Origin of the sequence: Ktedonospora formicarum (assembly GCF_016587355.1) — a bacterium.
In the GTDB taxonomy this organism is placed as follows: Bacteria; Chloroflexota; Ktedonobacteria; order Ktedonobacterales; family Ktedonobacteraceae; genus Ktedonobacter; species Ktedonobacter formicarum.
Window position 1 is genome coordinate 163,633 of the sequence record NZ_BNJF01000006.1, and the last position, 23,643, is coordinate 187,275.

At 52.1% G+C, this 23,643-nt stretch carries 18 protein-coding genes and 3 pseudogenes; 9 read left to right on the top strand and 12 right to left on the bottom strand.

The window, feature by feature from the left end; genetic code table 11:
* Positions 1–845 precede the first annotated feature (845 nt).
* The 4 genes from K3T82_RS38770 to K3T82_RS38785 form a co-directional block, all read right to left on the bottom strand.
* Positions 846–1,274, bottom strand: coding sequence for a hypothetical protein (locus tag K3T82_RS38770; RefSeq protein WP_220198866.1), 429 nt, complete (start codon positions 1,272–1,274; stop codon positions 846–848).
* 113 nt (positions 1,275–1,387) lie between these two features.
* Positions 1,388–2,710 (bottom strand): IS4 family transposase, encoded by a 1,323-nt coding sequence (locus K3T82_RS38775; RefSeq protein WP_220196579.1) that lies wholly within the window; start codon positions 2,708–2,710, stop codon positions 1,388–1,390.
* Positions 2,711–3,009: 299 nt separating this feature from the next.
* A complete protein-coding gene (locus K3T82_RS49400; protein WP_268886719.1) occupies positions 3,010–3,276 on the bottom strand; it encodes a transposase in 267 nt (88 codons plus the stop codon).
* The gene (locus tag K3T82_RS38785) at positions 3,194–4,222 is read right to left on the bottom strand and encodes an RNA-guided endonuclease InsQ/TnpB family protein (protein WP_220198868.1); all 1,029 of its coding nucleotides are present in this window, start codon (positions 4,220–4,222) and stop codon (positions 3,194–3,196) included. The genes K3T82_RS49400 and K3T82_RS38785 overlap by 83 nt, the downstream gene beginning before the upstream one ends.
* A gap of 119 nt (positions 4,223–4,341) precedes the next feature.
* Here K3T82_RS38785 and K3T82_RS38790 point away from each other — a divergent pair, with 119 nt between their 5' ends.
* From K3T82_RS38790 to K3T82_RS38800, 3 genes are read left to right on the top strand one after another with little or no spacing between them, the layout of a single operon-like run.
* Positions 4,342–5,034: a TetR/AcrR family transcriptional regulator gene (locus tag K3T82_RS38790; protein ID WP_220198869.1), complete on the top strand. Its 693-nt coding sequence runs from the start codon at positions 4,342–4,344 to the stop codon at positions 5,032–5,034.
* 13 nt (positions 5,035–5,047) lie between these two features.
* A complete protein-coding gene (locus K3T82_RS38795; RefSeq protein ID WP_220198870.1) occupies positions 5,048–5,680 on the top strand; it encodes an FAD-dependent monooxygenase in 633 nt (210 codons plus the stop codon).
* Positions 5,674–6,267: an FAD-dependent monooxygenase gene (locus tag K3T82_RS38800; protein ID WP_220198871.1), complete on the top strand. Its 594-nt coding sequence runs from the start codon at positions 5,674–5,676 to the stop codon at positions 6,265–6,267. Before K3T82_RS38795 ends, K3T82_RS38800 begins: the two co-directional genes overlap by 7 nt.
* Before the next feature lie 34 nt (positions 6,268–6,301).
* Here the strand turns inward: K3T82_RS38800 and K3T82_RS38805 are convergent, their stop codons facing one another.
* The 3 genes and pseudogenes from K3T82_RS38805 to K3T82_RS38815 form a co-directional block, all read right to left on the bottom strand.
* Positions 6,302–7,960, bottom strand: coding sequence for a zinc ribbon domain-containing protein (locus tag K3T82_RS38805; RefSeq protein WP_220198872.1), 1,659 nt, complete (start codon positions 7,958–7,960; stop codon positions 6,302–6,304).
* 263 nt (positions 7,961–8,223) lie between these two features.
* Positions 8,224–8,805: pseudogene (locus tag K3T82_RS38810) on the bottom strand (IS6 family transposase); the annotation flags it as partial.
* A gap of 298 nt (positions 8,806–9,103) precedes the next feature.
* Positions 9,104–9,328, bottom strand: a pseudogene (locus K3T82_RS38815) (IS6 family transposase); the annotation flags it as partial.
* A gap of 558 nt (positions 9,329–9,886) precedes the next feature.
* Between K3T82_RS38815 and K3T82_RS38820 the strand changes: the two are divergent.
* Both K3T82_RS38820 and K3T82_RS38825 read left to right on the top strand, forming a co-directional pair.
* Positions 9,887–10,630, top strand: a complete 744-nt coding sequence (locus K3T82_RS38820; protein WP_220199046.1) for an SDR family NAD(P)-dependent oxidoreductase — start codon at positions 9,887–9,889, stop codon at positions 10,628–10,630.
* A gap of 292 nt (positions 10,631–10,922) precedes the next feature.
* A pseudogene (locus tag K3T82_RS38825) lies at positions 10,923–11,241 on the top strand (DDE-type integrase/transposase/recombinase); the annotation flags it as partial.
* A 433-nt stretch (positions 11,242–11,674) separates the two neighbouring features.
* On the opposite strand, the gene K3T82_RS38830 reads toward K3T82_RS38825, so the two are convergent.
* The 3 genes from K3T82_RS38830 to K3T82_RS38840 form a co-directional block, all read right to left on the bottom strand.
* On the bottom strand, positions 11,675–13,345 hold the full coding sequence (locus tag K3T82_RS38830; protein WP_220198873.1) for an FAD-dependent monooxygenase: 1,671 nt from the start codon (positions 13,343–13,345) through the stop codon (positions 11,675–11,677).
* Between the two features lie 73 nt (positions 13,346–13,418).
* Positions 13,419–14,429, bottom strand: coding sequence for a hypothetical protein (locus tag K3T82_RS38835; protein ID WP_220198874.1), 1,011 nt, complete (start codon positions 14,427–14,429; stop codon positions 13,419–13,421).
* 303 nt (positions 14,430–14,732) lie between these two features.
* On the bottom strand, positions 14,733–17,918 hold the full coding sequence (locus tag K3T82_RS38840; RefSeq protein WP_220198875.1) for a winged helix-turn-helix domain-containing protein: 3,186 nt from the start codon (positions 17,916–17,918) through the stop codon (positions 14,733–14,735).
* A 369-nt stretch (positions 17,919–18,287) separates the two neighbouring features.
* Here K3T82_RS38840 and K3T82_RS49405 point away from each other — a divergent pair, with 369 nt between their 5' ends.
* The 4 genes from K3T82_RS49405 to K3T82_RS38855 all read left to right on the top strand — a co-directional run bounded on the left by K3T82_RS49405 (position 18,288) and on the right by K3T82_RS38855 (position 20,426).
* Complete coding sequence (locus K3T82_RS49405; RefSeq protein ID WP_268886720.1) at positions 18,288–18,416, top strand: hypothetical protein; 129 nt, start codon at positions 18,288–18,290, stop codon at positions 18,414–18,416.
* 39 nt (positions 18,417–18,455) lie between these two features.
* A complete protein-coding gene (locus tag K3T82_RS38845; protein ID WP_220198876.1) occupies positions 18,456–18,974 on the top strand; it encodes a transposase family protein in 519 nt (172 codons plus the stop codon).
* Positions 18,975–19,530: 556 nt separating this feature from the next.
* On the top strand, positions 19,531–19,710 hold the full coding sequence (locus K3T82_RS38850; protein WP_220198877.1) for a hypothetical protein: 180 nt from the start codon (positions 19,531–19,533) through the stop codon (positions 19,708–19,710).
* 107 nt (positions 19,711–19,817) lie between these two features.
* Complete coding sequence (locus tag K3T82_RS38855; protein ID WP_236031826.1) at positions 19,818–20,426, top strand: plasmid pRiA4b ORF-3 family protein; 609 nt, start codon at positions 19,818–19,820, stop codon at positions 20,424–20,426.
* Positions 20,427–20,592: 166 nt separating this feature from the next.
* On the opposite strand, the gene K3T82_RS38860 is transcribed toward K3T82_RS38855, so the two are convergent.
* Entirely contained in the window at positions 20,593–20,961 is a 369-nt protein-coding gene (locus tag K3T82_RS38860) for a hypothetical protein (RefSeq protein WP_220198879.1), read from the bottom strand.
* A gap of 520 nt (positions 20,962–21,481) precedes the next feature.
* Complete coding sequence (locus K3T82_RS38865) at positions 21,482–23,545, bottom strand: sensor histidine kinase (RefSeq protein ID WP_220198880.1); 2,064 nt, start codon at positions 23,543–23,545, stop codon at positions 21,482–21,484.
* Positions 23,546–23,643: the final 98 nt, after the last annotated feature.

A 23,643-nucleotide genomic window follows, 5' to 3' on the forward strand; every position in this document is an offset into this window, starting at 1 on the left:
ATGCCCATTCTCGAAAAATTCCAGAAGCCGTGTGCAATCTCACCAACTGGCTAGTGGACAATCCTTCCCTTGCTACAACAGATCGATTACTCTGAACAACCCGTTCAAACTTATCCCATAACTGCTGAACAATTGGATGCTGAGCACTATGCATGTCCATAAATAATATGTCTCTAAGATACATATCATTACCAGACTTGATGATACCATTACACTTTTCACATGCATAAACTCTGGGAGTATCTATTGGGCACTTCCCAGGGAACAAGCACTGAGGGATCACATGGTCATCACTGAGTTGGTTGATCTTTCCACAGTAAGCACATATTCCCTCTTTTTCTCTCGCTTCGCTTTCCGGCTCTTTGTCATATCCTTCACCCATCCTATACAGAGCAATCAATGTATGCATATTATCAGATGAGCTTCGTATTGACAACCAACCTGCATTTTATGGGTCAATTTAGATTCTTTGTCAGCTGAATATGACATTTGAGAGTATCATCACGACGCGCGCCAGAACTGCCATTTCTTCTTATGTTCCACCTGGTCAGACGAGATGAATAGGTCCTTAGGGAAAGGTTTGGGCTTGATTTCTGTCTTTTCTCTCTTTATACTAAAGGTCTGAGTCTATCGGTCCGTCACCCATCGATCAAAAAAGCTACTCGTTCGCGAGTTGGCAGGTGACCGGGTTCTGGTTCATCCCCGTACGTAGTTCCCTCGTGTGTCTTGATCGTTGAGACCTCGCGGAGGATACAGAAGGAACCACCAGGTGAGTTGGCCGCTCACCTCGAAAGATGAACCTCCTTCAGCACCACAGAAGGATAGGCTAAACCGATTGCTCTGTGTCATGTATTCACCGTCAACTCACAGAAGGACTCGTGATGAGCGACCGTTCCAGTGCCCAGGAAATGCTTCAGGCCGTGCTGGCCCCCCTCGATGGCCCGATGAGGGGTGCGTGTGTCCTGTCCCCCAGGGAACTGAAATACATGCGTGACCTGCTGACCAGGGACCAGCAGGCCGAACTGGACAAGCTGATTCCGCTGGTCAAGCAGGCCAGGCAGTCCAGCGACCCTGGGACTGAGGCGGAGATCTTCCTGATCTTCGAGGACCTTCCCATGGCGACCAGGCCCCAGATGGCCGGCATAGTACTGACGACCCTCGCGACCCAGGGCTCCCTGTAGGAGCCTCACCCCCTCTGGCAAGGTGAGCAAGATCCCGAGCAAGAAGGACGCGGGTGGATTCGCGACGTGTACACGCCAAGCTGGCGCGTGCATGGCGCGGTCCGCCCGCGTTCCGCTTTTTGTGGAAATAACTATACTAAATTAAGATCCAGGCATTCATAGGTGGTTGAGAAGAAGCCTGTTCTCCTCGTTACAGGCCATAGGCGTCAAGTTAAGCCCCAGTAAACCCCATCAAGAAGTTGATGGGAGGTACTGGGGCGCGTACTTCGAGCGGGGATGGAAGCGCTTCCCAACAACGCTTCACGGATACATGCAAGGGCTTGAGAAAGAGGGATATATCCACGAATGCCGAGAACCAAGAGCGAGAGTTGATCTCGAAAGAGATCAGCACAGAGCATCCAATTACGGTGAGGATCATCCCAACAACTCTCAAGGAGAACCCAATGTTCCACGAGCATAGCGATCAGCTTAGCATAGAACTCACAAAGAATATGGTCGGGAAGCTGGCTGCTCCATTCATCCACATGCCCATGACTCTTCCAGAGCTTGAAGAGCAATTCCACCTGCCAACGCGCCCGAAACAGCAGGAGTGCTTCTTCTGCTGAGAGGCGTTCCACAGGCGCATTGGTAACAATCAAGGTCCAGCGAGCAAGGGCAAGAGCATGTGAGGAGGGCACATGCCCTTGCTTGTTGGCCTTGTCCAGCAGATGCTCACGGCGTTTCTGAGCTACCTCATCAGAGACAGGTAAGGCAATAATCCGCGCATTGAGCCAGAGGGAGCGAATGGAGCCTAAACGGACCGAAAGATCAATGACTGTGTCGGTCAAAGCGGACAAGTGAGATGCCAAATCCAAGCGTTGCCCCTCGGGTGTACTCACGGCCAAATTGCCTCGTGGGCGAATGACAAAAACGACCCCTTGTTGGTCCATCTGACGCAACTGCTTGAGGGAGTAATAGGCAGCATCTGCCACCCACACACTGCCTTGCCCGCAAGGCAGTGTGTGGGTGCTCGTTCGGCTATCATGATCACGTCCCTGATGGAGTGCTGGCCCGTCCAACCTGCCACTGCGCAGATCCCAGCGCACGCCGAGTTTGACAGCCGATGGAGATGCATTCCCTCCGCTTCCTTTCCAGAGCCAGGCGAGAGCCGATGGCAATTCAATACAGGTAGTATCTTCGAGGAGAACTGCAGGGAAACGAGCTAGGAGCCCAACAGATAAAGAAGACGTTAGAAGGAGCGTGTGAACTGCTTGCTGTAACACGCTCAAGAGCCAATGCGCTGTGTTCTTTGTCAAGCGTTCAAAGATTGCTTGTTTACTCACTCTCACCCCCACCGAGTGCGCAAAGCGGGCCAGTTGACTGGGACCAGCTAATGGATGTTTCAGCCAGCCAAAGACGAGTAAAAGCAGCAAGGTGCTCGCAGAAAAGCAACGATGACGGACAATCAATCCTTGTTCTTGAGCCAAACGAGGCGCATCTTTATAGATCAATTCCTCTAAGGCCTGGCACAAGGGTGCTCTACTTTTCATAGAAAAGCTCCTGTTTCTGATAGCAGTTTGCCTACTTCTATCATGACACAGGAGCTTTTACCTGTCAGGTTGAGATCTCTTCTCTTAACTTGACGCCTATGGCCTGTTCTCCTCGTTACAGGCTTCTTCTTTTTGTCCATCACATACTCAACAAAAAGGCCGTTCTCCGAAACTTACCCATATATGGACAAGCCATACACAGTGTTCGGTTCCTGCTTCAATGCAGACAGCAAGCCTTTCGCTCGTCTTACATCTGCTCCACAGGCGTCACTTCCCGCAGAACTTGCGGTACGCCATGTTTATTGTGCCAATGCTGCGAGATTGTTGGCAGCGTTGGCATCTCGATCCTGCACGTTTCCACAATCCAGACAGACAAAGACCCGATCTGAAAGGGTGAGCGCCTCATTGACCCAGCCACAATCCGAACAGGTTTTTGAGGAGGGTTCCCAGCGCGAGGCCAGCAGCACCTGCACCCCTGCCTGTTCAGCTTTGTACAGGATTTGCCGCTTGAACTCGTACATGCCCACATCCGCAATGGCTCGGGCCAACCGGCGATTTTTGAGCATGCCTGTAATGTTCAAATCCTCGAGCACAATCACACGCGGTCGCTCGGCATCGGGCGCGGGTTCTCGCCACGATCTGAGTCGTCGCTTGGTGCAAGGCATTGTTACGTACGTTGGCGATCCGGGCATGCATCCGCGAGAGACGCAGCTTGGCTTTCTGGCGATTACGTGATCCTTTGGCCTTGCGGCTATGACGTCGCGAGGCTCGCTTCAACGCCGTGATCTTCTTGCGCAACGCCCTGGGATTCTTGAAGGTCCGTCCATCAGAGAGAGTCGCCAGGGTTTTCACGCCAAGGTCAACCCCAATCACGTTGCCTGTGGCTGGCTGGGGGTCTTTCGCTTCTTCGTGGACACAGATCGAGACAAACCACCTGCCTGCTTGCTCATGGATGGTGGCGCTGCTGATCTTGCTGTTCAAAGGGAAATAGCCATGCTCTTTGAGTCGTAAGAGCCCCAAACGGGGCAACTGGATGGCATCAGGAAACACCCGAATGCTCCCGGTGAAGCGAGCACCACCGATGGCTTTCTTCCGGCTTTTGAAGCGGGGATAGCCACACGAGCCTTTCCATGTGCCCGCTTTCTTGAGCCGGCACTTGCGAAAGAAGTGCTTGAAGGCGGCATCCAGGTCGCGCAATCCTTCTTGGAAGGCGCACTTGCTCACCGAATACATCCAGGGCTCAGAGGGCTTGAGGGCGTTGATCTCGCGATGCAGATCGATGGCAGTGGGCGTTTTCGCTCCTGACTTGTAGGCTTCTTGTTTGCGGCGAAGGCCATAATTGTACACCCAGCGAGCGGCCCCGGCATGTTTGCGACAGAGTGTCTGTTGCGCGTTATTGAGATTAAGTTCTCCTCGGTAGCCACGTCCCATCTTCTGCTCTTCTTCCTCTGCGATGAATGTAGAACAAATATACCACAAAGTCGCTGCTGTTTCAAGGAAAGGTCTGTCCATGTTTGCCCTTTTTTGTCCCTATTCTTGAAAACAAATTATGCCCCTTGATTTTGTTTGTATTTTCTGGTAAGATTTTTGTAAGTAAATTTTTACTTACAAAGAAAGAGATGGGAAAACCGATGTCGGAGCAAGAAAAACAGACCGTTCGGCGAGAACGCAATGCTGCACTCACGCAAGAGGCATTATTAAATGCCGCCGAGGAAGTCTTTGCACAATCGGGCTTTGATGGCGCACGGTTGGACATGATTGCGAAACGCTCGGGATATAACATCGCGCTGCTGTATCGCTACTTTGAGAGCAAAGAGGGCATCTATCGGGCTGTCATCAAGCGGCTCATTATTCAGGAAAATAATTCTCTGGGGCAGATGATTGCTCCTTTTATTACTGATGAGGACGCTGCTCATGATCCAGAACGGGTTCGCCACTTTCTCACAGTCTGTGTCACGTGGTACTTTTCCTTAGCAAGTCGGCATCCCCATCTTCTCAGGCTCCTCGATTGGCAACTGGGGACTGAGGGCAGCCAGTTTCCCACTATCTCCATGCCCAATGGCGAGGTGGGGTGGGGTGAGGCTGCTGTCACCTTTCTCCAGAAAGCACAGACAGCGGGGCTTCTGCGTGCCAATCTTGATGTACGCCTGCTTATCGCGAATATGTTTTCTTTGGGTCTGATGTACGTGTTGACACTCTCACCCACATCCTCATCTTCGGACCTGGAAGAAGACACACATACACACACGCTTGAAGATCTCTGTCAACAAGTAGTTGAAATGGTTCTCTACGGAGTGTTTCCATCTTCTGACCCAAGAGCATAAAGGAGAACAGACAATGAACGATCAACTGAAAAAGAACCAGCGTATTCTCATCGAAGGCGCAAGTATTGCTGGACCCACCCTCGCGTATTGGTTGAGCCGTTACGGTTTCCAGCCAACCATTGTCGAACAAGCCCCAGCACTGCGAGATGGAGGGTACAAGGTTGACATCCGGGGAGCAGCCATTGATGTGCTCGAGCGAATGGGAATGCTCCCTGCTCTCTGGCAAGCGAGCACCGCCATGAAAGGTGCAACTTATGTTGATAGCAAGAATGAGACAATTGTTACCATGCCCGCCGATATTCTCAATTATCGTGAGGGACGAGATGATGAGATTGTACGCGGTGAACTCTCTCGCCTCCTGTACGACCGAACTCATAATGAGGTTGAGTATCTCTTTGGCGATTCAATCACGTCTCTTGCGGAAGATGAGGATGGAGTTCGTGTCACATTCAAACATGCAGCACCTCGCACCTTTGATCTGGTTGTAGGGGCTGATGGGCTTCACTCTCATGTACGTTCACTCACTTTCGGAGATGAGTCGCAGTTTATCCACTACCTGGGGCATATGTCTCCATTTTCACCACGCCCAACTTTTTTTACCTTGATCACTGGGAGTGGTACTACAGCACACCAGGGAAGATGGTAGGTATATACAGTGCAGGTGACACCGCTGATGCAAAAAGTTTCTTCTACTTCACTTCGCCATTGCTTCACTACGACTATCGTGATAGTGAACAGCAGAAGCATCTCCTGACCGAGCAATTCGCGAAGAATGGTGGAATGACGTCACGGCTGCTTGAGGCCGTGTGGGATGCCCCTGATTTCTACTTTGATTCGTTGAGCCAGATTCATATGAAACACTGGTCAACCGGTCGAGTCGTCCTCATAGGAGATGCTGCATACTGTGCGTCCCCTGGCTCCGGTCAGGGGACAAGCCTCGCTCTCATAGGAGCCTATGTGCTTGCGGGGGAACTGGCTGAGGCCTGTGGTGATCACCAGGTGGCATTTGCTCGCTATGAGAGCGAACTTCGTGGCTATGTCGAAGCAAACCAGCAATTAGGTGCCCAGGGCGTCAAAGATTCTATTCCACGCACCCAACTAGAGATCCAACTGCGAACCCAGATGATACGAATGCTGCCACACCTGCCCTGGAAGGGGTTTCTGACTGGAAAGATGGCACGAGCGACCCAAACTGCAGCCAATGCGATCACCCTCAAGGACTACGAAAGATGAGTGCGCGGTGAACCTCACTTGTGAGTGTGGGGCTCTAAAGGAGTGCTCCTCCTGAGAGCTCCCCGTGCTCAAGCAGCGGGGGTTCCATGGGGTCGGCCCACGCTTCCAGTTCTTCATCCTGAAGATGAAGAGCTGGCTCTAGCGGGAGCTCCCCTGGACTTTTGGGCAGACGCGCTCCGGCTCTGGTCAGGCCAAAGCTTTGGGGCAGGACCTGCCCCTCTCTCGCACGTTGGATGAGACACTCGTGTGCTGCCCGCAGGCGCGCCTCCGCACCTTCCCAATACGAAGCGTATTGGGCACACGATGGAAGAGGATCTGTTGGATCAAGGTAGGCGGCCAGAAACGCTGAGTAGAGATCACGTTGGATGGGTCCGATACCGCATTCGCACTGATGCCAGCGCTGGGAGAGAGGCTTCTTGACCTTCGTGCCACAACCATGACACCACTGGCTCAGCGCCGTGGTGCGTGTGGAGACTTCCACCAGAGTGCCGCCCGTGCTTGCAACGGTGCGCCTCAAGAATGCTACAAACATCCCTGGTGCTCGCAGTCCCACACTTGTACCAAAACGCTTCTGCCATGCCTTATAGGAGATCTTTTCGAGGATGATGGTCTTGCCCAGCGCCATCACCTCATGGACTTTGCGCCCATGCAAGCTCTTACGGTGCGCTGCCAGCTTGCGCTCTTTGGTGGCCTTGCGTCGTCGGGTGGCCTGGTAGCGCTTGCTCTGCTTCCACCGCAGCTTCTTCCCCTGTTTCTTGAGACGACCCTTCTCGTCGTAGTGCTCCGGATTGGCTACCCGCCTTTGCCGATCCATCTGACGCTGGAGACGACGTATGGCTCTCTCCTCAGGAGCCAGTTCCGCGCAGAACACCTGCAGGCTGGCTTCCCCCTCTTGGGGAACGAGCGCCAGGCTCGAGGGACCCAGATCAGCGCCAACGACTCCTTGCCCAACCGTGTGCTTGGGCTTGTGGTGAGGCATGCCCTCCAGGACGAGCTGCACACAGTAGCGGTTGCCCTCGGCATCGGCACCCGCCGCTCTCTTGCTGCTGGCGGGACGTTGGAGGAGGCGGGCGTACTTGATGCGATGTCTCAGGCCATGACACACCACCTCATCCTGCCAATCGATGAGGGCTTGCAACCTGTCTTCGTTCCAGAGCAGGAACCCTGCGTTTCCCTTCTCGGGTAGCTGCAACACAAAGCGGAGGCCGGTGTCATTGCGCTTGTTCTCGATGCTGCAGAAACCTCGCCCTCGGCTTTTGAAGCGCACTCGTCTGGCGTTGCCCAGGCAGACGCGGTTGAGGGCACGATAGGCACGGCTCGCCAGCGTTTGCGCGAGCACGGCCTCGATGTGCTCAGCAATCCAGCCCACACGCAAGCCTTTGACGGCTTGATGCATGGCAGCTTCGGTGAAGCCATAGGCTTTGCGCAAGGCAGAGAAGGCCGCCGCTCGCTCCCCCTTGTGGGCACGAGGAAGGGCGCAGGCCTCTTGCCAGGCGGGATCAGCCCGCATGCGGCGCAGGCGTTGTTGTCCAAGGGAGAGGATGGCATTGTAGAGCTGTCGGGCCGCTTCCAGATGGGCGCGCAGGCGCTTAGCCTGCCCCTGGTTCACCACGAGGGGCAGTTCCAGCAGAAATGTGGGTGTACGGACAGTGGGTGCTTGTGTGTGGTCGCTTGCAGCCTGGCGTTTCTTCATCCCATCTCTCTCGTGCATGACGCTTTGTATCTAGATCGTATGTTCCATAGGATAGCAGCATGGGAACATCTCGTCAAGTGCCCCACCATCCACTGTTGCGAGGATCCGCCCCTGCCCTCCGCCTTTCAAGGAACGGCGATGCATCCCTGCCATCAATGAGCAGGGCTTTCTCGCTCGGATTCTTGTAAGCTGGACAAGACCGCGCCCGAACGAGATGAAGGAATGGAGCAATGGAGCTGATTCATTTGGTGTCGTCGTGGTTGGAAATGCCCAGCGATGGGACCAAAAGCGGAGAGAAAGCGTTGGGCCTGTTTGGCTGATTTGAACCGCCGCACCTTCTTTTCACGCAGCCGCGTGGGTTGATGCGAGTTCTCGGCTCGATTGTTGAGGTGCTTGTGCTGGCGATGCTCTACTGCTGGCAGAATCTCGCGTTTCGCCACCCCGTAACTCTTGAGCTTATCGGTGATAATCACGCGTGGCACTATGTGCCACCCTTTGAGGAGCTTGCGGAAAAAGCGCTTGGCGGTTTTCTTGTTGCGTCGGCTCTGCACGAGGATGTAGAGCACGTCGCCGTCCTGATCTACGGCTCGCCACAGATACTGTCTTTCGCCACGGATGGTGAGGAAGACTTCGTCCAGATGCCATTTATCACCACAGCGAGGACGTCGACGACGCAATTCATTGGCATAGGTCTGCCCGAATTTCAAGCACCATTGTCGTACGGTTTCATACGTCACGATGATCCCGCGCTGCGCCAAAAGGTCCTCAACTTCACGATAACTGAGTGAGAAACGGTAATACAGCCACACTGCATAGCTGATAATCTCAGAAGGGAAACGGAGCCGTTATCCGAAACTGACCCAAATAGGGACAAGCCATATCTGGCGTTCGGTTCCTGCTTCAACGAACAACTTGCCTGGATCTACCGGGTCTTACAGGATCTCCACAGGCGTGCATTCCGGTGTAACTCACCGTACGAAGAGTAATTATAGCAGAAACGAGGTACGAACGCAAGAGCAATAGATGTTAACGGAAAGAGCTATTTGTCTGCTCTTCAAGATACTTGTTTTAACCCTTTGTAGTTGGGCGCAGAGATGTTTGTTTTCATTCCATCAGTATGCCAGAGGTTTTGCTTGTCGGCAAGTTGACAATACCCAAATGAGGACGGCAACGCCGTTCGATTTCAGGTGCATATAGCTGGACCCAACGGTAAATTGTGGTGTGATCCACATGCAGTCCTCGTTCCAGCATGATTTCCTCGAGGTCCCGATAGCTAAGCGCATAGCGAAGATACCAGCGCACACACAGCAGAATGAGGTCAGACTGGAAGTGACGCCATTTGAAGGGATTCGGGCTGTGAATGCTCATGTTGGGGACCTTTCTCGCTCTTTTCTCCCCACTGTAGCAGATCAGCTTTTTCTTTGCAACACTACCTTTGGCACTGCGTCTATTGTAACACATCGCTAGTATATTACTTCTCTCCTACAGATGCTGGAAACATGCAGAAGATGAATCTTTTGGGGAATATGCCTCTGTGCTTCTTTACCCTCTGACGGGCGTGCTCGTTACAGGCAGCCGTGCTCATCTGTATTCTATTCATAAACTTATGAATAAAGTGATTTGTATTCAAGACGTAAGCATTGTATACTCCTGTGGAACGAGAGATAGAAAAAAGTTCAAGATGAAGACATTTTCATCTTAACGATAGTTATGAGTACTCGTTCTTCGCATGAGAATCGAAACGATTGAGTCAATAGATATCTACATGCTGTCATCTTGACAACGTTGTTGTTGTTCTTCACGACAAGGAAATCACACGTGATTTCAACGATAGTATTAGGCTTTTCAAAGTGGCAGTATGGGCTTGAAGGATTCAATATCCTACGACAACGAACTAAAGAATCTTCATTTTTGCAGGAGAGAACTATGCGCTTACAAGGGAAAACCGCTCTGGTAACAGGAGCTACGTCAGGAATTGGGCAGGCAATTGCGCAAGTATTTGTTCGAGAAGGAGCGCAAGTAATCATTACAGGAAGAAACAAAGAACGTGGGCAAGCCGTTGTTGAGGCGATACGCCTTGCAGGCGGCAGCGCTGTTTTTATCGCGGCGAACCTCGCCTCACAAAGGGACATCGAATCTCTAGCAGTTCAGGCATTGAACGCATTTGGACGAATTGATATCTTGGTGAATAATGCGGGTCTCTTGCTTTCCGGTGCAACGGGGCAAACGGATGAAGCCACTTTTGATGCTGTAGTTGCAACTAATTTCAAAGCTCCGTTTTATCTCACCGCCGCCCTAGCTCCTCAGATGGCCGAGCGAAGAGCTGGCAAAATCATTAATATTACCACTATTTCAGCACATAGAGGATTTCCAACAGCATCACTTTATGGAGCAACCAAAGCGGCCTTGACGCTTCTGACGAAAGCATGGGCCTCAGAGTTTGGACCAAATGGGATCAATGTCAATGCCATTGCACCAGGGCCAGTACGTACTCCAGGAGCAGAGGAGAGTATGGGCGAGAGACTCGATCAAGTGGCTAGTATGCTTCCTGCAAGAAGAGTGGGCTTCCCCAGTGAGATTGCGGAGGCTGCCCTCTATCTTGCCAGCGAAGAAGCAAGCTTTATTCATGGTGCAATACTGCCTATTGACGGAGGGCGCCTGGCGATTTAACGCGTTTTCTTTCCGCGATGGAGACCTCTTAACGAGGAAAAAAGGGGTGCCATCGAAACCTATAATGGATCCCATAATTAAGACGAAATGTGAGGATATGTCAACTTAAAAAATTTTGTTGATGAGGTTTCACCACATTGACGCCACATTCGCTAGGATTATCTAGAAAATGCGATCAAAAAATGGGCATCATCCCCACTTTGGGATCTGTTTCTCTTGTTTAAGCTCTACAATTTTGCTTAAGTTGACAATACCCTTTTTCAAAAACCTTGCAGCTTCTCATAGCAGCAAACCACGTGTCATCAACGTGGACAAAAATGCAGCTTACCCCAAAGCCTTCAATGAGCTCAAGGCAGAAGGGCACATTTCCGCAAGCTGCGAATTGCGACAGATGAAGTATCTCAATAATCTCATTAAACAAGACCACCGGTGTATCAAACGGTTAACCAAACCGGGGGATGGGCTTCTTCTTCTTTGAGACGGCGTGGCGAACCGTACAGGGGTTTGAGGTGATGAACATGCTGAGAAAAGGGCAACTGCAAGGCATGACAAGAGGGGATGTGAGAGGGCAGGTCGCGCTCGTCGCCAAGCTGTTTGGAGTGGCAGCCTAAGAACGTTTGATAGGGCCACTCACGCTCTATTTCTTTTCCTCCTATTTTTTGCAACACAACCGCTTTTTTAGCACTTTCTTCAAGGCTCTTCTTTCAGCACGCTCCCCAGGCCACTCCATCATCCATTCCCCCTTGCCCTGCTCTTCTCCCAAGGCTGCTCTTCTTCCTCTCACACCCCTCGTGTTTTGCCCCTATTTCTCACTTTCTCCGCTCCTCTGTTTTTTCACCCTCGGTAGGGGAGCCTTCACATGCCTTCCTTTTCTCTCATCTATTTCTCCTTTTAACCCTCAAATATCCTATATTCCCTCATTTTTTCCTGCAATTCCTACCTCATCTATTTCGTCGATTTACAATAAGGCCCATGTGCCGAGGGGGCAACTAATGTTCATTAGACATGTTCCATGGTCGATCGTACATTGACCATGTTAAATCTCTATGCTTCAGTCAACTCAAAGCCGAGAATATGCTTGAATATGCGCTCAAATGCTGCTGCACTGACGACTTCACCCCTATGACCACGCCAGGCGACAAAACCATCCGGACGCACAAGCAGTATATTGTCGGATTGGCCATGTATAGCTGCCAGCCATCTACCATCTGGATCGGACAGGTCACCGTCTGGACCGATTCGATACATATCCAGTCTCAGGGAAAGCTGCTTTGCCGCAGCTTGTGCCGCCTCGCACCAGACATTCCCCTCCTCACCAGCGGTGGTGAATAAGACAAAGTGTTTCCCGAGCAGGTCAAGCGTCGAGAATTTCTGGTCTTTGTGCTCAAACCAGATGTGAGGCACACGTGTGCCAGGTTGCCCGCTTAACGTATCCTCACCAAAGACAATGTTGCCCGCTTCCTCCAGAATGCTCTGGGAGTGATAGTGATATCCCAGGATCAGTAAGAAGGGATTGATACGTTGCTTGAGCAATTCGACGTTGTCGTTCGTGACGATGCCATATCGTGTATAGATGTCAGTGCCGAGCGCAGCCTGTTCCGCAGCCATTTTAGCTACGGGACGGCGTTCCTCTATGCAGGTTGCTAGCAAAGCAGGCGCGGCCTGGCCTTTGAGCACAGCGGCAAGTTTCCAGGCCAGATTATGGGCGTCGGCAATACCGGTGTTGGCTCCATGCCCACCCCAGGGTGGCATCAGGTGCGCGGCATCGCCAATCAGATGGACCCGTCCGGATTGATAGCGATCCGCGATCTGTACGGCGGCTTCCCAGGGGCCAATGTTCTTGATTTCAATTGTGATGTCTGCTACACCAATCGCTTTACGCAGCAATGCAAGACATCGCTCCGCAGGAAAATCTCCCGCCCGCTCACCTCTGGTTGAATCATATTTTAAATGAAAGGCCCAGCGATCGGTGTTATTGATTGAAATGAAGAGACCACGGACATCAGTATTTTCGATGGAGCACTGGCTGAATGTTCGATCACGTACAAGCTCACTTAAATCGGCATGAAAGTAGATATTCAGATAATGTTCAATTGTGCCCTGACCACTTGTGGTGATACCCAGAACAGTGCGAATAGGACTGCGTGCACCATCCGCAGCAACCATATACTGCGCGCGAATGGTGCGCGAACCTCCACTGGTACGCTCAATGATGATTGCAGTGACGCCGTCTTCATCCTGCTCAAAGGAGGTCATGGCGGTCGAAAAACGTAGGTCGCCTCCTCGCTCGTACGCGGCCTTGATCAGAATTGGTTCTAGCTCATCCTGTGGGCAGAAACAGAAAAATGAAGGTGAAGCATCCTGACCCAGCAGGCCACCAGGATGATTAGGCCTGACAGCGATCGGTTGTTCTTCGGAGTCAATCAATGTGCGCCCGATACGCAAACCGCCAAAGCGCCCCTGCTTGATCACAGAGGCACCGGCAGCATAGATCTGCTGATCCAGGCCAATTTCATGATACAGCTCCAGTGTTCGGTAATGCAATCCACGTGCACGCGGCAAGATGGACGTTCCCGCATGGCGCTCCACCAGTATAAAGGATACCTGCTGATGCTGAAGAAACAGGGCCAACGAGAGACCAACCACGCCTCCGCCAACAATCAATACCGACGTCTGCTCATCATAAGTCGAAACCTTATCGATGTTTTTCCTCATAGGATCAATCCTTTCATAGAGAGCCACTTTTATACTTTTCGAAATGTAGTGCGGCGATACGACTTCATGCCGCTTAGCGATATTGCACAGCATCGTTCACCTGATGTTGCTCTCTCCTCCTGGCAAGGCGAAAAGCACATAACACCAGCAATATGGTTATGAGCAATCCTAGTATGATCTGTCCCAGGAGTTCAGTCATACTATCGGTCAGGAATAAGATGCCGAAGACGGTATGCGCGATCAATGCCCCACTGACCAGGGCCAGCAGGTGCGCCTTCCCCCAGTTGTATGTCTTTGTCCAGCTATTCAATAGCCATATCACGACAGCGACCAGGGCCAGGGCGACGACGACAGGGATCAGCACCAGCGCTCCCTGCACCAGGGCAGGGAAGAAGTGCGAGGTTGACATCAACACGAGCTGCCAGAGAAAACCGGCGATACCGCCCAGGAGCAGGACGAGCCAGGGCGATGGGGCACTGCTCTGCAACCGGTCACGAGTTACCCGTGGAGGCAATACAAAGAGCGCCACGATACCCAATACGATCACTGTGAGCACGGTCAGAATCAACAGTGCTGGTGGTGCCCAGTATCCAGGAGCAATGCTTACATGAGTAATGAAACCAAGTAAGAGGACGCCAAGCACAAACACGATCCCGGTGATGATCAGTCCAACCCGTCCAAAGTATGGTCTGTCGCTCAACGCGGGGAAGAGCAGATCCGTCAATAGGATGGGGATGGCAATGCTCCAGATGGCATGATAACCAAACGCCCAGATGCTATAGACACCGTTGATGCCCACAATACGAGCACCCCAGTCGAACGCATTATAAAGAGTGGGATGGAAGAAGCTCTGTAAGACCAAACCTTCCTCGATGAGGCAGTAAACCATGCCAAGAAGTATGATGCTCGCCCATCCACGCCGGCGATGACGCACCAGTTCCCGTACAAGAAGAACACCACCACCATAGATCGGTATCTCAGCAACCAAACTCAGGGCCATTGAGATCGGTGTTGATCCCTTTACCCCCTCGGCAATCAATGGTGCCGACAAGACCAGAAAACCGGCAGCCCAGAAACGACGCATAAGACAACCTCCTGACTCAGGCGTTCACAGTTTCGCAAGTCATACGACTTGTGCCATGCATTTCACATGGCATCTGAAAGAATCATATAACTGCTCCAGGTGAGCAATAAGTGAGTTTAAAATTATTTTTTTATGCAGTAAGGATTGAGCGTTTTTTCCCTCTGTTATCAAGATTAACAGGGATATCTGCGATCTGTGGTAAGTGTACGGGATATTTGGATAGCTAACATCATCCCGCTGGACGATCAGGTGGATGATAGTTGGAGATTAGAGGAGATGGATCAGTTGGATGATGGTGGGAGATTAGAGGAGTTGCAGTTCATGCGCAACATTGCTGGCCTCAACGCGATTGGTAACGTTGAGCTTGCGATAGATGCTGCGCACCTGGGTGCGAATGGTGTTTACAGATACAATCAGTTCCCGCGCGATCTCCAGATTGCGGCGCCCGGCCACCAGCAGGCGCAACACGCGTGTCTCCTGGGATGATAATGGCTCAAGCAGGAGGGCAGCGGTCATAGGCTCGGGCTGGGCTGTTTGCGAGCTGGGGAATGCATGCAAAATGGTCAGCAGATAGGCGCGCTGTGCCTTCTCATGTATCGAGGGCAAGAGTGTACGCAGGGCCCGCGCCATCGGTTCGCCTTCATCCAGAAAGAGTCGCAGATAATTTTCGGTCAACGTCCGGCTGAGCAACATGTGCAGGGTCTTCGTGGCCTCCTGCAATCGATGCTCGGTAATCAAGGCCAGTACGAAGAGCGCCAGTGCCTCCAGTATGGCTCTGTTCAGTCGCCCAGCCAGCGCCAGCAAAAAAAAATCCATAAGCAGCTCACAAGCCTCACGAGCATTGCCCTGCGCCAGCAACAGTCGTGCGTCCAGCAGTGTTCTCTGCTCATCAATATCCTGATTCGCGCCAGCAGCCTCATACACAACCAGACCGGATGAGTTCGTGTCCGTGGCTATACTTTCAGCAGTAAGATGAGGTGGTTGTTCAACGAGATCCAGCAAACGCAAGCTCCGCTGCGCGGCGTATAGATCATTCATGAAATAAAGCAAGCGCGCCTGATGAAATACGATCTCGTAATAGAGGAGAGAAGAGCTACGCGACGAAGGTCGGGCAAGTAGCGCACCCATACGTTGCCGGGCAGCGGAAAACTGGCTCTGACCACACTGTACCTTCGCCAGGATCAGCTCAGCCCGGATATGTATTTCAGGATTCTCCTGCTCTGTTAGAATTGTTGTAATGGCCAGAGCCATCTGCCGCGCGCGATCCAGTTCGTTCCATGCGTAATAAATATGGGCCAGGCCAAGGCGCGAGAGCGCTGCATCATTGAGATCGTCATAGCGATTTGCTTCGTCGAGCGCCCATTGCAAATAAGCTGCGGCCTGTTGCATTTCGCCCAGTTCAAGACAGGCCAGGGCCATCAGGACGGTGTTGCCACGCACGCCATGCAGCTGCCTCTGCGTATCCCAGAGATTACACGATGCTTGATGGGCCTGGCGTGACAACTCAAATTGCCGTGCCTGAAATGCACAAATGCCAATAATGGTCCAACATATTGCCTTCTGGGAACTCCAGATATCTGACAACCAGTTGAGGGCCTGTCGGGCAAACTCGACGGCCCGCGCCAAGTTTCCCTGTCGGTAGCTAATCATGGAGTGATATGCAAAAGCGATGCCCAGGGCCTGGTAATTTTCTTTGGTACGCCAGATGTGCTCAACTTTACTGAGCAACTGGTCGGCTAATGTCAGCGTCTCAGGCGTCATGTTGTCCGGGCCATGACTAAAGGCCAGGGAGGTTACATAGGCTATATAGAGGTCAGGATACTTATCAAACAACTCGTAAGGTATTTGCGACAGCCAGTACTCTGCTTGCACTAATTTGAGGAGATCAAACTGTGTGGTAGCGGTGGTGGAAATTTTTGTGAAATGGGATAGCAGTTGTGCTACTCTGGGCAATTGCCTGGCGTTGAACGCCGCTTCAATGGCTTCAGGCAACATGGCGTGCTGCTCATACCAGTCGCTGGCTCGTTGAAAAAGCTCCCGTTGTGCGTCTGCTTCCAGGCGACGACTGGCTTCATGACGCATAGCTTCGGCAAAGAGTTGATGATAACGATACCAGTCGCCTTCTCCTTCAACTTTTTCCAGAAAGAGGTTCTTTTGGAACAGTGTTTCCAGCACACTGGTACTTTCGACGTTATCAGTCAATGCGCAACATAATGAACCGGTCAGACGATCCAGGATACTAGTTTGTAGCAGAAAATGTTGGATAAACTTCGGTTGCGTTTCCAATACTTCTCTGACAAAATAATCTTGCCAGCTGTGGTCGCTGCCACTGACTGTGTTGAGATGGCGCTCAATCTCTTCCAAACTCTGATAGTGTGGCAGGTTCAGAGCAAACATACACAATCCAGCTGGCCAGCCTTCCAGACGCATGGTGATGCGCTCAATTATTTCAGGCGTGAGGAACTTTGACGTTGATCGCAAAAAGTCAGTCGTCTCAGCCACCGAAAAGCGGAGATCTCCGGCTCCAATGTCGTACACCTCACCACGGCTACGCAACCGGGCCAACGGTAATGATGGAATACTCCGTGACAAAAGTAGGATGTGCAGCGTCGAAGGCAGATAATCCAGTAGAAACATAAGGGTCTGCTGAATCAGAGGCTTCTGGATGACCTGGTAATCGTCCAGCACAAGGATGCCATGGCCCTTCATCTGCGTCAGATTGTTTAGCAGCGGTGTGAGCACACTTTCTATCAGGGATGGCGCGGCAAATGGAAACGATGCCATGTTGTGCGATAGGTCGACAGCAAGGAAGTCGGTAGAGATACCAAAAGTTTGGCAAGCGGCACAGATATAACGCCAGAAACGTTGCGGATCGTTATCGTGTGTATCCAGGGCAACCCAGGCAATCAGCGTGTCTGTACTGTGGGCAGCGATCCATTGGCGAACCAGAGTTGTTTTGCCAAAACCCGCCGGGGCGACCACCATAGTTAGTTTCGCGTACAGACCAGCATCGAGCCGTGCCAGCAGATCTGTACGTGTGACCAGCGAGGTCGCCAAACGCGGCGGCTGGATCTTGGGCAACAATAACGGGGGTGCGTTCTCTGTAGGAGGTGGAACGATTGAGGGTATATGCGACTGCGTCGGCGCCTCTCCCCGCTGATTGATGGATTGAAAATGTGCAGCGATATCTTCCAGGTGAACGATAGAAAGCTCGCGGCTTCGTCCTGCATAGCGTTTCTTTGTGTATGCACCCTGGCGCTGATAGGCATACCAATAACTTTTGCCGCGCTGTTCACGCGCCTCTTTCAAGAGCGTGAGATGACCATTTTGACCATTGAACGCAAAGGATGTATGCTCCTCTAACCACGTATACCACCACTGCTCATCATTGATATATATAGGGACGATATCAGCCTCACCCCTCGTCGCGAGCTGATAACAGGCGTACTCGACTGACCAGCTGAGTGTATATTTTGCAGTTTTCGGCATGCTTGCAGTGGCTTTCTTTCAATCTGTATCGTATGTTCCCCAGGATTTTGTTCCCCAATCTCCCTAAGAAGTATATATGCAATGTGCTGCTTATGCAAGAATGAAGAGTTGAGCCTGAAGAATATACTTCTCTGTAGAGAAACATGTGATGAATCGATCAGACCATCGTATTCGCTGGTAATGGCTAAGACAAGAGTTCTCACCCGACCCAAGATCATACTTGCCCAAGACATCCTGGGCCTTCCGCGATTTTGATGATCCCAGTGAAATATAGTTTGCTTGTTAACAATCCAGCGCAAGCGATCAGGGCGGCGATGGAGGCGTTTCAGCAGCAATTTGGGGAGTGCTATGTGTATTACTGGGGCCCACATGACCATCGAGACGGGGGAAGTGGGCAACATGTTGCTGGATGCGTTGCGATTTGGAATTGGCCCAGAAAAATGGATCTTCCGCAACTTCCGTGCTCAAGCTACAACCTTGATTCGTAAAGAAAGATGAAGAACATGTTCAATCCAGTTTCGTTTTAAGGTGGCTCTCTTGTCTCATCTTCCCTTTTCACTTCCAGGTTTTGACATCAAGCGGGTGCTTGTTCTTGAGAATACAGTGGTCATTCAGGCGGTTGCAACTTGTTCAACTGCTCTTTGCCCATCCTGTCAGCATGCAAGTCAGCGTGTACATTGTTACTACACGCGCTCGCCTCGCGATCTTCCAAGTAGTGGACGGGCCGTTCAATTGAAGCTTCTGGTACGGCGTTTTCGTTGCCAGAATGTCCAGTGTCCTCGCCTTACCTTCTCTGAGCGGCTTCCAGAAGTGGTTGCGGTCTCCGCTCAACGGACGGTACGGCTCAGCAGCGCCACGTTGCGTCTTTTCGCCATTGCCCTCAACGCACAGCTCGCCTCACGTCTGCTCAACGAGGGAGGAATGCCAACCAGCTCAGACACCCTTGTCCGGCTCGCGAAGCAAATCCCTGTGCTCTCAAAGGAGGTTCCCAAGGCACTCGGCGTTGATGATTTTGGTGCGACACGAAGCTACGTGTGTAGCTGTAAGGACTCTTGAAAGGAGGATCTTACCTGGAGTTCTGCCTCCAGTGCCCTATCAGGCTGAATCAAGTGCGCCTGAGACAATGTAGCCGCACCCGAAAGGGTGATCTCGAAACCGTGAGGGGACGATATGACTGCTAGCATCAAGCGGTTGTGGAGCTAGGGCGAAACATGATGCGGTCAGCCCAGGTGAACCGCTGATAAACGTCGTGATCGACAACAAGCCAAAGATGCTGAGAGGCTTGACCAAAAGGTAACGTGGTGAGATCAGGGGTTCAAAATTCTCCTGACGCAGATGAACACCACCACCGGCGAAGAGGCGGGACCTAACCCATGTATGGTACACACGTGGAACGTGGTAAGCCAGTCATGTTCCTGCTTGCAGGAAGGCAGGTCGCAAGATCTGCTGATAACATGGCCGGTACAGGATGAGGGAAAAAGCGAAGGCCCCTCTGTAATGGAGAGGATAAGGGTTGAGCGTAAGCAAGATCATCCTACGCGAAAGCGGGCAAACTTCCCTCTGGTCTTTCAGCGCGAGAGCGTTTGGCTAACCGATCAAGGAGGTAAAGCAGATGACGACGGAGCGTCTTGAGCGTTCCCTTGGCAAGTTGCGCGAACCCTTCGAGGGTACGGGGCTTGTCAGGAAACAGATACAGGTGGGTTGTCGCATCTTTGCTGATCTGAATGGTGCCATTGTGAATGCGATCATAGATCCAGTGAGGGGTAATGTCAAGCCTCTCTGCCAGTTGTGAGATGGCGAGAGCCCCCTCGATATGGCCTGTCCCTATTTGGGCAAGTTCTGGATAATGGTACACTAGCAGAGAGAAATTAATCTGTTATAGAATATAGAGAAGAGGAGGTGCACTTGGGAAGCTATCAGTCAGAGAGTCGTTATTACCTGCATGTGCAGTTGGTTGGGATTGAGCCACCAATCTGGCGCAAAATGGTCGTGCCTGGCGCCATAAGCCTTCATACGCTTCATAAAATGCTTCAAGTCGTTATGGGCTGGGAGAATGCGCATCTGTATGTGTTCCGGCTCATTATCAATAAGAAGACAACTGTGTATGGGCTTCCTGATCCTGAGTGGGAGGATACAGGCATACGCATCAGGGATAGTCGACGCACCAAGCTCGATGCGACAGTCTGGGCCGAGTGGCTGACGTTGACGTATGAGTATGACCTGGGGGATAGCTGGATGCATCAGGTGACGATTGAAAAGATTAAGCATCTCGAAGATGAGCATGTGAATGAGGATGCTTTCTGGATGACACCTCGTTGTCTGGCTGGTGAACGGGCCTGTCCTCCAGAGGATGCTGGTGGGATAGGTGGCTACGCTGATTTGCTTGAGGCATTGCAGCATCCGAAGCATCCTGAGTACACACGTTTGCGTCAGTGGGCTGGCGCGTCTTACGATCCTGAACTTTTTTCTGTCCAACAGGCCAATTCAGCGCTGGCGATCCTTGAATGAGAGAACCGCCTAATCTGTATTGAATTCGCGTTTTTGCTGCTAGCTTGCTAGATTGACGAAGAAAAGGCTGCTCTCTCCTGAGAGAACTGAAAGTCTCATAGTTTTCCCTCAAAGCTCGTAGCTGACAACACACTTCAGTCTTGGCAATGCTTCCTGATAGTAGATGTCAGGGAGATTGTTCTTCATGTGGAAGCATCGTCGTTGGTTGCCACACGTTTCTGCCTTGTTCATCAGCCTCAATGATTGCCAGCCAGAAAGGAAGGTTCGCATTGGATTGGGATTGCATGTTGATGTAGACGTAGAGCTCCTGAGACTGCTTATGATAGCGGTGAATATATTCATCCACTTCGAAGGCGTCAAGCTCTCCCGTGTGGCGCTTCTCCAACGCCTCAAAGAGGTGCTGTTGGAGGATGGTCAGTTTTTTCGCATAATAGTGCCCGATTTGTTCTCTCGCTATGGCCCGTTCCGCTTTGGTGAATTCTCTTTGCTTGAGGACCTCTAAAAGCCTTTGTGTTGGCGTCAGATCGTAGGTCACCTTCGCTCTCCTTTCAATTGAAGCGCATCAGGCAGCAGACTTCGCCTCTCCTTATTTGGCCTAGCTACGTTTTTTCTCTAAGTGCAGGTAAGCAAGACAATTGATATAAAAATACTCTAACATTACTACTTTTTTCTGAGTGTGGTAAGAATGATGCATACTTATATATTTCATGATATTGGATTGCATCCCAATGAGACACCAGAAGACCACTACATACCTGACTGTTGAGCAGCGCCAGATATTGATGGAGATTCCATCAGGCCTCTCTGATCGGGATCTCGCCGTTATTATTCGCTCACCCTAGAAGGGCTTACACAGGATTGTCTGCAAACACCACTTTCTCCCGAACCAGCCGGAAAGGTTGATTGCTTTGACGCTGACCGCGCCTCCGAGTTCAGCTTTTAGTCGACCGGAATTTTGGGCAAACGAATGCAGAGGAGTCGATCCGTTGGAGGATCCTGCAAGGCCATGATGCCTTAAATAGGGAAATATCTTTCTCAATGCGCTCCAAGCGCAATCACAGGGCTTTCCCGCTCGAGTTTCTGTAAACCGCTTCAGTACAGGGAAGGGAAAAGAAGAACGTGGAGCCAACTCCTTCTTCCGACTCAAAGCTGATGTGCCCTCCATGTCGCTCAATGAGTTCTCGGCATAGATAGAGACCCAGCCCTGTGCCACGGATACCAGCGATGCGTACATTCTCGCCACGAACAAAGCGTCCAAAGAGGTGCGCTTGCTGGGCGTGCGGAATCCCCATCCCCTGATCACGGATGCGGAAATGGGCTTCATGTGTGTCCTTGTGTTCCTCAAGTGTGACCTCAATGAGACCGCCACCTGGACTATATTTGATGGCGTTGGAAAGCAGATTGGACAGGATCTGTTCGATTCGAAAGGCATCGACCAGAGCCCAGAGCTGGGCAACGGTGGTGTGGAAGGCAAGCTGATGTTTGTCGGTCGTCGCCTGAAGCCGCTCGATCTCTTGCCGGGTGAGGGCCACCAGATCGGTCGGGCGGCGTTCCAACTGGAATTGCCCTGCCTGCATCCGGGTAACATCTAACAGCTCCCCTGTGAGGTTGGCTAAGTGCCACGAGGCGTGCTTCATCTGCTGCACCTTTTCCCGTTGCCATTCGTCTAGCGCATGCCCCTTCTCCTGTGCTGCGCGGGAGAGCAGACGGTCGGCATACCCCGCGATAATGGTCACAGGCGTGCGCAGTTCATGGGTCGCCAGGCTAATAAACTGGTCTTTGAGCTCTTCCGCTTCTTTGAGGGCACGCACATTCCGATAGACCACCAGGACCACCCGTTCTGCTGAAGCTGGCCCAAGTGTCATCTCCTGGGGAAGGCTGGGAAGCAGGGAGCGATGCTCCAAGGGGATCGCGTCCACGATAACTGGAATGCTGGCTCCATCAGACTGACGGATTACCAGCTGGCAATTGAGCACGGGTTTGCCAGAGTCCATGGCACGCCTGCCGGTCATATCCTCCAAGGGAAGTGGTTGCCCAGTCGGGGTGTAAAGCGAGGCGCCGTGCTGCTGGATAAACTCCTCTTCAGGTTGTCCTCGTGACCATGGCGCGCCCCAGATCTCAGTGGCAGCCTGATTGGCAAGCAAGATGCGCAATTGAGGTCCTTGCACGAGAAAAACGCTGCTGGGCAAGTGATCCAGGATTACTTGTAGGACATGCAAACGTGCATCGATCTCAGCACGCGCCTCGCGCTCTAGCCGTTCCAGACGTCGACGCTCGGTCACATCTCGATTGATTTCCAAAATAGCGGCGGGAAAGCCCTGCTCATCACGCACCAGGGCCTGACGGCTTTCAACGATCACCTGTCTCCCGTCCTGACAGGTGTGGGTGAGCTCTCCTTCCCACTGACCATGCTGCTCCAATGTGTAATCAACGGCCTCCCGCGAGATGGGGAAACGTGCCTGGAGCAGGGTATGGGTGATGTTGCCCACAGCCTCCTCTTCGGTCCAGCCGTAGAGGTGCTCGGCTCCCTCGTTCCAGGAGACGATGTGATCCGCTGAATCGCGTACCAGGATCGCATCGTGGGACATACTGAGCAGTTTGTCCTGTTGGCGCAAGCGCCGGGAGATCAACATCCGTTCGCGTTCCGCTTCGCGTTGAGCAGTCATATCGCGGATCGCGCCGATCACATGCAGGGTGTGCTCAATCCGAATGGGCCGCAGGCTAATCTCGACGAAAAACCGGCTACCATCTTTGCGTTGCCCCACCAGATCGAGCCCGATGCCCATTGGGCGCGCACGGGGTGCCTGCATATAGTGCGTCCAATGGGCTACATGGGCCGTGCGCAAATGCTCAGGAAGAAGGAGGTCTACCGGCCGACCAATCAGTTCATCATGGTCATAGCCAAATAGGGTTTCCATCTGGGTATTCACCAGAATAATGGTACCTGCTGAATCGATCACGATCAGCGCATCGGGTGGATACTCCAGGAACGGAGCCAGGATGTTCAGTGTCAACAAGAACGAGATCATCAGCGAGTCGCTGTCTGGCTGGATAGGCATTTTTCCAGGCAGCGCTCTCTGGTTTTCTGGACTGTGACCGGTATCATGGCGATCCATCATCGACATTTCCCTTATCTCCAGGAATTGTTCTCAGGTTTCTCTGTCTCACTTGTATGATAGCCTTGGGAGAAAGAACAACTGTAAGCCAGCGGCATTCT

Coding starts and splice junctions, on each gene's coding strand:
- K3T82_RS38770 (WP_220198866.1), bottom strand. CDS start 1,274: ATGCACGCGCCAGCTTGGCGTGTACACGTCGCGAATCCACCCGCGTCC.
- K3T82_RS38775 (WP_220196579.1), bottom strand. CDS start 2,710: ATGAAAAGTAGAGCACCCTTGTGCCAGGCCTTAGAGGAATTGATCTAT.
- K3T82_RS49400 (WP_268886719.1), bottom strand. CDS start 3,276: ATGCTCAAAAATCGCCGGTTGGCCCGAGCCATTGCGGATGTGGGCATG.
- K3T82_RS38785 (WP_220198868.1), bottom strand. CDS start 4,222: ATGGACAGACCTTTCCTTGAAACAGCAGCGACTTTGTGGTATATTTGT.
- K3T82_RS38790 (WP_220198869.1), top strand. CDS start 4,342: ATGTCGGAGCAAGAAAAACAGACCGTTCGGCGAGAACGCAATGCTGCA.
- K3T82_RS38795 (WP_220198870.1), top strand. CDS start 5,048: ATGAACGATCAACTGAAAAAGAACCAGCGTATTCTCATCGAAGGCGCA.
- K3T82_RS38800 (WP_220198871.1), top strand. CDS start 5,674: ATGGTAGGTATATACAGTGCAGGTGACACCGCTGATGCAAAAAGTTTC.
- K3T82_RS38805 (WP_220198872.1), bottom strand. CDS start 7,960: ATGAAGAAACGCCAGGCTGCAAGCGACCACACACAAGCACCCACTGTC.
- K3T82_RS38820 (WP_220199046.1), top strand. CDS start 9,887: ATGCGCTTACAAGGGAAAACCGCTCTGGTAACAGGAGCTACGTCAGGA.
- K3T82_RS38830 (WP_220198873.1), bottom strand. CDS start 13,345: ATGAGGAAAAACATCGATAAGGTTTCGACTTATGATGAGCAGACGTCG.
- K3T82_RS38835 (WP_220198874.1), bottom strand. CDS start 14,429: ATGCGTCGTTTCTGGGCTGCCGGTTTTCTGGTCTTGTCGGCACCATTG.
- K3T82_RS38840 (WP_220198875.1), bottom strand. CDS start 17,918: ATGCCGAAAACTGCAAAATATACACTCAGCTGGTCAGTCGAGTACGCC.
- K3T82_RS49405 (WP_268886720.1), top strand. CDS start 18,288: ATGACCATCGAGACGGGGGAAGTGGGCAACATGTTGCTGGATGCGTTG.
- K3T82_RS38850 (WP_220198877.1), top strand. CDS start 19,531: ATGACGACGGAGCGTCTTGAGCGTTCCCTTGGCAAGTTGCGCGAACCC.
- K3T82_RS38865 (WP_220198880.1), bottom strand. CDS start 23,545: ATGATGGATCGCCATGATACCGGTCACAGTCCAGAAAACCAGAGAGCG.